The organism is Endoryza foliicola, assembly GCF_050589245.1.
Taxonomy (GTDB): Bacteria; Bacteroidota; Bacteroidia; order Chitinophagales; family Chitinophagaceae; genus Endoryza; species Endoryza foliicola.
In genome coordinates, this window is record NZ_JBOBEW010000007.1 from 301,512 (window position 1) to 312,111 (window position 10,600).

The 10,600-nt window shown below is 40.3% G+C and carries 7 protein-coding genes; all 7 read right to left on the reverse strand.

The genetic code is table 11. The features are described 5' to 3' along the window. Positions 1-34: 34 nt before the first annotated feature. Positions 35-832 (reverse strand): indole-3-glycerol phosphate synthase TrpC, encoded by a 798-nt coding sequence (trpC, locus tag ACQ2HE_RS16785; RefSeq protein WP_430896518.1) that lies wholly within the window; start codon positions 830-832, stop codon positions 35-37. Further along, positions 829-1,821: an anthranilate phosphoribosyltransferase gene (gene trpD, locus ACQ2HE_RS16790; protein ID WP_430896516.1), complete on the reverse strand. Its 993-nt coding sequence runs from the start codon at positions 1,819-1,821 to the stop codon at positions 829-831. Before trpD ends, trpC begins: the two co-directional genes overlap by 4 nt. A gap of 13 nt (positions 1,822-1,834) precedes the next feature. After that, positions 1,835-2,419, reverse strand: coding sequence for an anthranilate synthase component II (locus ACQ2HE_RS16795; RefSeq protein WP_430896514.1), 585 nt, complete (start codon positions 2,417-2,419; stop codon positions 1,835-1,837). 17 nt (positions 2,420-2,436) lie between these two features. Then, positions 2,437-3,852 carry an anthranilate synthase component I family protein gene (locus tag ACQ2HE_RS16800; RefSeq protein ID WP_430896512.1) on the reverse strand — a complete coding sequence of 472 codons (1,416 nt, stop codon included), beginning with the start codon at positions 3,850-3,852 and terminating at the stop codon, positions 2,437-2,439. A 390-nt stretch (positions 3,853-4,242) separates the two neighbouring features. Beyond that, the gene (locus ACQ2HE_RS16805; RefSeq protein ID WP_430896510.1) at positions 4,243-5,226 is read right to left on the reverse strand and encodes a hypothetical protein; all 984 of its coding nucleotides are present in this window, start codon (positions 5,224-5,226) and stop codon (positions 4,243-4,245) included. Between the two features lie 319 nt (positions 5,227-5,545). Beyond that, positions 5,546-6,310: a hypothetical protein gene (locus ACQ2HE_RS16810; protein ID WP_430902475.1), complete on the reverse strand. Its 765-nt coding sequence runs from the start codon at positions 6,308-6,310 to the stop codon at positions 5,546-5,548. A gap of 2 nt (positions 6,311-6,312) precedes the next feature. Further along, positions 6,313-10,600: DUF6443 domain-containing protein (locus ACQ2HE_RS16815; RefSeq protein WP_430902476.1), on the reverse strand; the 4,288-nt coding region annotated here is incomplete at its 5' end.

Sequence of the window (10,600 nt, forward strand, 5' to 3'; positions counted from 1 at the left end):
TTGATTTTAAGTGTTTGTCTGGTCCGGCAATCGTTTAGGAAACTTTCAACTTTTCTACAAAAGCTTTGAAAGCTTCACCGGGGTCAGGTTCTTTCATGAAATTCTCGCCAATAAGAAATCCTTTGAAACCTTCGTCCCTAAATCGCTTAATAGTGTCAATATCGCTAATGCCACTTTCAGCAACTTTTATTTTTGAATCGGGAATTTGCTTTGCCATGCGCAAACTCCTTTCAATATCTACTTCAAATGTTTTCAAATTGCGGTTGTTGATGCCGATGATATCGGTTGCATCACAAATATGCCCTAACTCTTCTTCATCGTGTAATTCCAACAAAACCGATAGCTCCAAACTCTTTGCATATTCGGCGAGGCTTTTTACCTCTGCCGGCGTTAAGCAAGCTGCAATCAACAAAATAACATCGGCTCCAAAAGCGCGCGCTTCGGCAATTTGCCAAGGGTCAACGATGAAGTCTTTGCGCAAAATTGGAATATCGGAAATGACTTTTGCTTGGATGAGATCGTCCAAATCCCCTCCAAAAAAGGGTTCATCGGTGAGAACGGAGGCTGCAGCAGCGCCAAAATCATTGTAAGCGCGCAACACTTTCTCCACTTCCAATTCTTTGGGTTTGAACCAACCTTTGCTGGGGCTTTTGCGCTTGAACTCTGCAATGATACCGGTACTGCCGGGTGCTTCTAAGGAAGCCCTCAAAGAGCGGGTGGTGAATTTCCAGAAAAACCCGTCGCGCTCAAAGCGGTCTACCGGACTTTTCGGCTTGAATTTCTCTATTTCCAATCGCTTGGATGCGATGATGGTATCTAAGATCGTGCTCATTGCAGGGCAATTAATTTTTGTAATGACTGGAAGGCTGCTCCACTTTCCAAACTCAAGACGGCGGCGCTGTAAGCATCATCGTAAGAGGCGTAATTTCCAGTGCTGTGCAAAGCTACGGCAGCATTGGCTAAAACCACCGCATTTTGTGCCCAAGTTCCCGCCCCTTTTAGGATTGTGGAGAACATTTTGGCAGACTCCTCCACCGTTCCCCCGCCATAGATATCGGTCTGTAAAACCATTCTCTTCCCGAGTTGTTCGGGCGTTTTCACTTGTTCGCCTTTATTGGTAATGATTTTGGTATCGTTCGTTAGGGAAATTTCATCGTACCCATCCAGGCTGTGAATGATGGTAAAGGCTTTTCCCGTTTGTTGCAAGAGGTAGTTGTAAATACGGGCCATTTCTAAATTATAAACCCCTACCAACTGAAAATCGGGTTGCGCCGGGTTGACCATCGGCCCCAACATGTTGAAAAAGGTACGCATCCCCAAGTTTTTACGAATGGGTCCTACTGTTTTCAACGCAGGGTGAAAGAGCGGAGCGTGCAAGAAACAAATTCCGGCTTTATCGACTTCCGTTCTGAGGCGATCGACATCGTTTTTGAATTTATAACCCAGTTGTTCCATGACGTTGGATGCACCGCTAATGGAGCTGGCGCCATAGTTACCATGTTTGGCAACCTTCTGACCCGTACCTGCCACAATGAAACAACTCAAGGTTGAAATGTTGAATGTGTTTTTGCCATCGCCGCCGGTGCCTACAATGTCCATCAAGCTATGATCCGGAATAGAAACCGGCACACAGAGGTCTAAAAGCGCATCACGGAAGCCTTGCAATTCATCGATGGTAATACTGCGCATAAGGTACACCGTCATAAAGGCAGTGATCTCGTGTTCATTGAAAACACCTTTTCCTATTTGCGTCAACACTTCTCGTGCTTGTTCACGAGAGAGGGTTCTATGTTCGAAGAGTATTTGTAGAATCTTTTTCATCTGTTCAAATCGTTTAAGCTTTTAACCAGTTGCGTAAGATGGCTTCCCCTTTGGGCGTTAGTACACTTTCCGGATGGAACTGCACACCGCGTACATCGTAGGTTTTATGTTGAAGCGCCATGATGAACCCTTGGTCATCCGTAGCGGTGACTTCTAAATCGGAAGGAAATCCTTTTTGATCTACTACCCAACTGTGGTAGCGGCCCACGATTTCCGTTGCTTCCAAACCGTTGAACAAGTGTGCATCTTTGGGCTTGCCACCATCTTGTAGAATCGACACAGGAGTAGCGATGCCATGATACACCGAACTGAGATTGGTGAGGTTACCACCGAAGGCTTGTCCAATGGCCTGATGCCCTAAACACACGCCAAGAATGCATTTTGTGGGTGCATATTCTTTGATCAGCGGCAACAAGAGACCTGCTTCTTCGGGAATACCGGGGCCTGGCGACAAAATGATTTTGTCGTAGGCTGCCACTTTCTCGAGCGGAATTTGATCGTTGCGGTGTACTTCCACTTTGATGCCGGTGATGTGCTCCACCAGGTGCACCAAGTTGTAGGTAAATGAATCGTAGTTATCGAATACTAATAGTTTCATGAATCTTACTCTAATAATTAAACAATGGAAGTAGCCAGTTCTATCGCTTTCTTCAAAGCACCCAGTTTGTTGTTGACTTCTTGCAATTCATTTTCCGGTTTGCTTGCTGCTACCACACCTGCACCGGCTTGATACGTAAGGGTGTTTTCTTTACTTAAGAAAGTGCGGATCATAATGGCGTGGTTGCAAGAGCCATCGAAGCCCATGAATCCAATGCCACCTCCGTAGTAAGAACGGGCAGTTGGTTCGTATGCATCGATCAATTGCATGGCCTTTATTTTGGGAGCACCACTCAAAGTACCTGCGGGGAAGGTTTTCGCCAATAACTCGAATGGATTGCTATTCGGACGAACTTTTCCAATCACTTCACTCACCAGGTGAATGACATGACTGTAATAATGAACTTGACGGTAATGGGCTACTTCTACTTGATCGCACAAGCGGCTCAGGTCGTTTCTGGCCAAATCGACTAACATCACGTGTTCGGCATTTTCTTTCGCGTCGGCCAATAAACGAGTGGCTTCTTGTTGGTCGAGTTCATCGTCGCCTGTTCTTTTGAAAGTACCGGCGATGGGGTGAACAATGGCTTTCCCATTTTTGATGATGATTTGAGATTCGGGAGAAGAACCCATCAATTTATAATCTCCATAATCGAAGAAGAAGAGATACGGTGAAGGGTTCACACTGCGAAGGGCGCGGTATACATTGAACTCGTCACCGGAAAAACCTTGTTGGAAGCGACGGCTGAGTACAATTTGAAACACATCGCCGCGAAGGCAGGAAGCGATTCCTTTCTTCACATTCTCGCGGTATTCTTCATCGGTTAAGTTCGAAGTTTCTCCTCCGTTTAAGGCAAAGGGGAAGGTAGGAATATCGCGGCTGCGGATCAGTCGTTCTACTGCGTCGAGTTCCGACTCAATACCGGTGATTTGATTCTCGCAGATGAAGAGTTCATCTTTATAGTGATTGATGGCGATTACGTACTGATAGAGACGGTAGCGCATCAATGGAATTTGTGGAGCCGCGTGTTTCTTGGCATCGAGTTTCACCGCATCGAAAAACGGGATGGCATCGTAGGCGGTATAGCCATAGAGCCCTTGGGCGAACGCCGCTTCTTTTCCTGCGCCGCTCACTTCGAATCGATTCATGAAGTCGAAAAGCAGTTGAGGAACATCGGCTGCGTTTTTGATGGCCGCTTTTTCGGGAGGCAATCCGGGTAGTTTGAACTCTAGGGTTGCTTCCGAGCTGATTTCCATACCGGCGATGGCGTTGATGCCAATAAAGGACCAGCTATTGTCGGCCGTATGGTGGTCGGAGCTCTCGAGTAAGATGGTATCGCGAAAACGATCGCGAAGGCGGAGGTAGATGCCCACCGGGGTGAACACATCTGCCAATAGTTTTTTGCAACTGGTGCGAATAGAAATTTTCTTCATAACTGATGCAAATCGGTTGATTCAGTACCAAATAAAAAGCCCCGCTGGTATGCGGGGCTCCACTATGGTTAAACAGTATGCAATAGCATTACAGGCCCCGTTTGAGCTTAGTATGCCACCACCACTGATTTTGACTGAATTGATTCATGCAGCGAATATCGGAAATTCGAAGGAAATCAAAAAATAATTGTTTTTGGGGGATTCTATATACCTAGTAGCAAAAAACAAAATTCATAGATTTTAAGCCTTGCGAAGGATCAGATGTAAGGGCCGATAAGGGCATGGTGAGAAACGGGGCTCGTACACCAGTCTATTAGAGAAACATTGAACTTAGTGAGTTTACCTAGTAATAAAATTTATCCCATTTTAACAAACCAACTTCATAAAAAGTTAATCTGAATAACTACGGTACTTGTATTTTATTCGTGAAATTGATAAATTTATCTTTCCGTATCCTTCAACAGTACTAAAATTATCAAAGCTCTTTTGAATAATAATCTTGGAATCAAGAGACTTAATTTCGGCAATTCTTAGTCTCTCCAATTCTGACAATTTAACCTTGTTTACATGTTCTAGAAAAAGTAACGCCTCCATAGAGCAAACTGCATAAAAATAATTTGGAGAGAAAAGTAAAGAATTTAAGTAGTCTATCTTCTTATTTACAATCAAGTCCTCAACAAATTTCTCAGGCTTATCAAATAAATAACAACACGAAGAATCTTTTATGTACTGCTTTACTGTTATCAAAGAATCAAACAAATTACTATCTGAACCTTTATGGTAAAAGTTATAATTTTTATACTTATCGTTTAAGACGTTACAATTATCAATTCTAAAATATTCCTGAAAAAGTCCTTCGCCATTATGTACCCTATACATTGTTTTCATGCCGCTCGTAAGCTTCTCTAATAAACTATAATTTGGAAGATAAACCTTTTGTCCATTGCAAAATCCTAAAGACCTTGCCTCAATAGCTAAGCTTTTCCAAACAACAGTTTCATCAATACTCGTAACTCTAATATCCAATTTTAGTTTATTTCCAGTAATGCGAAACTCATTAAAAACCAACAACCCATTTGTAGCTTTTAAAGTTCCTACTTTCTTAAACCCAATTTTTTTATTTAAAAGCATTAAAAAATCCGATAAACTAAAATCGGCTGTTCCAAAATAATTACATACTTCAAACAGCTTTTTATCCAAAGAACTAACTAAAATTGTATCACCCGAGTCAATCTGAACAATGCCACTACAATTGAAAAAAGTTATTCTTTTAATTGAATCAACTTGATGTATATTGTTTGCAACTATCTCCTTATTTTGAGCTTTAACGTGCAATTGATTTACAAGCAATAGCAACAAAAGAATTTTTTTCATGAACACAATTAATTATAATTTTCTAGTTGAAGCTATCTCTTTAATTGCTTCTAGAAATGACTTCAATAATTTGAAATCACAATCCTTGCATTTAACATTTTGAGCTTAGTATACCCCTGCCACTGATTTTAAATAAATTGATTTTTGAATTTCGGAAATTCGATGGAAATCAAAAAATAATTGTTTTTGACGATAATTTGTAGACCCATCAAACTTGCAATGGACAACTTGAATTCCAACTCTAAAAGCAACACTTAGTGCGAGTATAATAGTTGACTATTCATAAAAAAACACCCACAATAAGATATGTCGATAAACACTATTCGCATATCGAAGTAGTGAACAGTTTTTTGCCTTTCCTTAAAATTCCATACCGAGAAAAGTATTGCGTTTTGAATTTTCGATCTATAAAAGAGCCCTCCTTATTAATTTTCATGACCTCTAAATTTAAAATACTACCATTTCTTCGTGAAAAATTAATAAACCCTCCAAGTAGGCTTTGATAATCAGTTATAGTTACCAAATAAGGATATAGACTTGAATAAGAAAATGAGCAAAAGTCTTTTTTATTATCTTGTCTGATGCCGAAGTCCCATGACCAAGAATTAGTTGTAAGTAAAACGACAAACTTGATATTATATCCATTTTGATCTACATACAAGGAACTAATTCTATTCCCACGAAATTCACAAAAAAAATCATTTCCGTTTACTTCAATTGATAAGATATCATAGCCGGATGAATCATTTTGAGGAATTCTACTACTTTGAGAGGGCTGAAACAAAAAAGTGGTATCTGCATCTGTATAAACCACACCCTTTTCAGTTAATCTGAGGCTGTATTTACCTCGACTTCCAGAAATATCCATGCGCCTATCTGAATCAAAATACATAAGTGTACTATCATTTGAATGAAATGTCATCAACTTGCCATCCAAAAAACCAAAGTGATAGTCACTCAGAGAGATTGACTTCAAATCCCCGTCAGCAGATGTGCAGACTTTGACTTTTTCAAAATCACTTTGACCTTTTGTGATTAAGGATAAATTTAAAAGCGAGATTATTAAAATAAAACGTGTCGTCATATTTACTTGAGTTTCATTTGCTTTCGTCTTTCAATTAACTCATGAATTGTAGCCGAATTGAGCCGTCTACCGTTATGCTCTTCTGGTCCTCCACTAAACACAGGATGCAGTGGAGTTCCAAAAGGCGGCGCCTCGTATGTATATTTTCCTCCTAATGCTTTAATACCCATTGAAAAGCCACTTGAAGAGCCAGTATTTGTAATAAAACCTATTACAAAATATTTCCCTTCTTTCGCATCGAAAGGAACAGGTCCTAAAGTCACCGAACTACCTTCCGCTATCACGTTTTGCGTAGCAGAAATGTTAGTTATCTCTGAACCAGTAATTGAACCGCTAAGTTCAGTCTTTGACTGCCCGAATGTAATCTCAAAACCACCAGAACCCTCTGTGTTAATAGCAACTGTAATATCTCCACTTACAGGTAATTTAAATACAAAATAATGATAATATTGGTTGCCTCGTTCTTTGTATGCAGACTTATTCTGATAGTCGGCTAAACTCTTTGTTATGGTTGTTGGCTTATCAGGGTCATTTTTAGCTCTATACAAATCTCCAGCATGATAATAATTTCCACCATTGGGGTTTGATGACATTCTGTCAAATCCTTTATCCTTCTTATCTGCAACCCACATCCATCTCCTTCCATTATAATTATTTTCCATTTGTTTATGCGCTTCCTTTCTATTGTCTTCTGTGTCGCCCCCAAGTCTTTTTAGAATTCTCTCAAACTTTCTTGCATATTTTCTTACACTTCTTTGTTCTTTACGATTGCCTGAAATTGATTCATCCGGCGACATTCCATCAGGGTCGATGAAACGAATTGGATTATCAAATGTATAATTATATGGAGACCATCTTCGCATTCCATCAGATAAAGGGTCAATAGTATGCCATCGTCCTATCTGTGCATCATACATTCGAGCGCCATAGTCATGCCATTCTAATCCACTTTCATCACTAAATTCCTTTTCTTGTTTCTCTTTACCAGTAAAATCAGACTTATTTTCTAAAGAACCTGAAGCTTTAGAAGATATCCCACTCATAACTAACCCAAAAGGATAATAATGAGTCTCTTCCACTATTGGCCCACGTGAGTGAATGATCTGTAAATTATCAAAGAACACATTTATATTCGATTCGTTAGAACAATATACATAAATGTATCCATTTTTCGGAACTACAATAGATGGAATAGTACTGCTATTGTGATTTTTAACAGTTCCACTGCTACCTACCCGGTCGTAGCCACCACCTGCATAATTAAAGCGTTCGTCAAATAGGATCCAGTTGATAAAGGCTTTGGGAGTGCTAGACGTTTGAGCAGGCTGGGTTCCCAATAGACTGGTAATGCCTGAGGTTAACTGAGTAATACTGTTCAATGCCGTTCCACTAACACCTTTACTACTCATGGCATTGGTACCCGCAAATGAAGTGAGCAGCGCTAATGTTGTTGGAGCCGTGGTAGTACCCGATATCGTTCCTCCATTTAAATTATAGTAAGATTTCCCATATATGTTAATGGTATCTCCTGCCATTACCTTCAATGCAATGGTTAATCCTGTTTTGTTCACAGAACCGTTCATTTGATAAACCTTGGCACTGTTGGCAGTGGTATTGCTTTTCGGATTGTTGTTAAAGGGTGGACTGCCGTTGTTGTTTTGATAGGCCGTAATACCCGTCGCCACAGAAGCATTCACAATCTTTGAAGAATCTACATTGTAGTAGAGTTTTTCTATCGCTACTGCCGTAGTCGTGTCTGTCCACGTCCCTTCAAATGTAAGCGCCGGATAAACATCTTGCTGGCTCTCTTCAGTAAGTACCATCCTTACGCTGCCAACATGATCCTTCAAAAAATAATCATATTGAAAGCTAGCCGGATTAGCCCCAACAGCAGCCTTAAAGCGGGCTCTCCCTTCTTCATGTCCAAAAAACTGAAGTTTTTCATCTTCGTATACAAAGCCAGCCATGTAAGCTGTGCTAGTTGTCTTTTGCGAAGCAGTGCTATCCAACACTGTCTTTTTTAGCTTATTACCCAGGGCATCATAAGTATAAAAAATAGTACCTTTTCCTTTTACATGAATATACGCAGGTAGATTCAAATGATTATACTGTATCGAATCAATTGCTTTATTATTATCAATTGTCATGTTTCCGTTCACGTCATAAGCATAATCGTCGGTCCCAGGAGCATTTGCACCATCTTTAAAATCTCCGAGCTTTGTATTGGGGTCTGAATAATCGTCCCCAACATTTTTCAACTTATTGCTGTTAGTGTTATAAGTATAGCGCAGCGCATCTATGTAACCGGTTGGATCACCTAATTTGAATCCACGGGAAATCATTTGTAAAATGTTTCCATTCGCATCATATTTTATTCCCCAGTTGTTATCAGCATCAAATCCATGTACACTAAAGTTCATCTCAGTATTGTTCCAAGATCCGCCGCTCGTAACTGTGTTGTTTTGTAAGTAATTCGCTTTTGCTAGTCGATTCATCTGATCGTACTCGAAATCAAATTTTCGACGCACCATATCGCCTTTTGTTTTCCACAAGCCACCACTTACGTTTCCGTTAAATTGATTCGGGGATCCACTTGTTGCGCCTGAAGTAGTAAAATCCTCATTGTATCGTAATTCAAAGCCGAAGAAACGATCTTGATATCCAACAGCTCCTTGATCTCGCAAGTAGTCTTTGTTCAAACCTACCATCCATCCTCTAATGTTAAAATCATAGACTAAATTCTCTAGGCCATTACTCTTATAAGATGGAGCCAATTTCTTAGATCTCAATTGTCCAATGGTATTGTATTGATGCTCAGAAAGAACTTGCTCTGCTTTTGTAATTGTAACTCCATTAACTACACTAGAGACAGATTTTTTAATCTTCAATATGCGTCCTGAAAGGTCGTATTCCATCTTTGTAACAACGGTGTGAACTTGTGGATTATTAGCGCTAAGAAGTTGTTGACGATTAACAACCACTAACTCTTGACCTGTGTAACTAAACTGTGTAGTTACGATATCAGTACCACCACTTAGATTTTGAATCTTTGTCTGCACAACTCTTCCCTTATCATCGTAAAAACTGGCCATATACAAATAGTCATTAGTTGTCCCTAAAACTTTAACACGAGCACCTGTTTGGTAGCCTCTAGCAATTGGCAAAGCCGTATATCCTTGAGCAAAGGGAAAACTGCCGCTTGGAGTCAACAACATACTACTATAACTATTATCATAAGATTGAAAGCCTGATGGAAGGTTGGAATAGGTATCGTAGTACGTTTCAGTCAGTAACTCATACCCACTCCCTGGAATATTTGAAACTGTAAATGGATATCCTATTAATGATGCCCCTGCGCTCCGATGTTGTACTCCCGTTAAACTACTGTTCCATAATCCAGTTTGTACCGGCCTGTTCTGTCCATCGTACAAAGTCACCAGCCACTTTCCTTTCACCTTTAAATTTCCATCTTGTACTAATACTAAACGGTCTCCTGCATCATAAACCATCTGAACTTCTGCTGCTCCCGGCACTCTTTTAACAATCATTCTCCCTCGATCATCGTATTCATATCTAAATGTCTGCTCTTCTTTAATGGATGTACTTAATATCCAACTAGCAGTTTGCAATAGTTCTACACCGCGAGGTTGTATTACATACCTCAAAAGATTGTAATCATCATAAATGTAATAAGTCGACGCCCATCCACTGTAACTGACACTGGGATTACTACTACTTTGTACCTTCTTTAAAATCGTCTTATTTTCTCGATCTTTGTATTCAATCACACGATTGCCATGCTCGTCAATCACCAAATACTTATGAAGATCGTTGTCATTATAAACACCTACTACTGCGGGTATTGCATCTACTCCATATCCTATATTCCATCTCTTCACATCTTCGGCTGCCGTATTGAAACTCTGGATTGACTTGATTACCCTTCCACTTCCAGGCTGCCACACACTCCCTGGCGCACCAGCTTCTAATACACGGTTCATTGGGGAAAACTCAATAAACTTTTGTACAAATGGTCCATTATCACGAGCCACATCAGTTACACTCGTGTTGCTCGTTGCATAAAAACTGGATTGATCAGCATAAGCCCCTGTTTTCAAGCCGCCAAATACGTTGCCTGCTAAATCCACATAAGGAAGATACTCTTTAACCACACGACCATAACCATCGTACTCAACCGGTGTAACAATGTCTTTCAATCCAGGGCTCCCTTGTGTCACAACTGTTTGTACCATTCTTCCCAATCCATCAAAATATTTAACCTCTTGACCA

What these genes read in the sequence shown, in the direction of transcription:
- ACQ2HE_RS16800 (WP_430896512.1), bottom strand. Translation starts at nt 3,852, where the DNA reads ATGAAGAAAATTTCTATTCGCACCAGTTGCAAAAAACTATTGGCAGAT.
- ACQ2HE_RS16795 (WP_430896514.1), bottom strand. Translation starts at nt 2,419, where the DNA reads ATGAAACTATTAGTATTCGATAACTACGATTCATTTACCTACAACTTG.
- trpC (WP_430896518.1), bottom strand. Translation starts at nt 832, where the DNA reads ATGAGCACGATCTTAGATACCATCATCGCATCCAAGCGATTGGAAATA.
- ACQ2HE_RS16805 (WP_430896510.1), bottom strand. Translation starts at nt 5,226, where the DNA reads ATGAAAAAAATTCTTTTGTTGCTATTGCTTGTAAATCAATTGCACGTT.
- trpD (WP_430896516.1), bottom strand. Translation starts at nt 1,821, where the DNA reads ATGAAAAAGATTCTACAAATACTCTTCGAACATAGAACCCTCTCTCGT.
- ACQ2HE_RS16810 (WP_430902475.1), bottom strand. Translation starts at nt 6,310, where the DNA reads ATGACGACACGTTTTATTTTAATAATCTCGCTTTTAAATTTATCCTTA.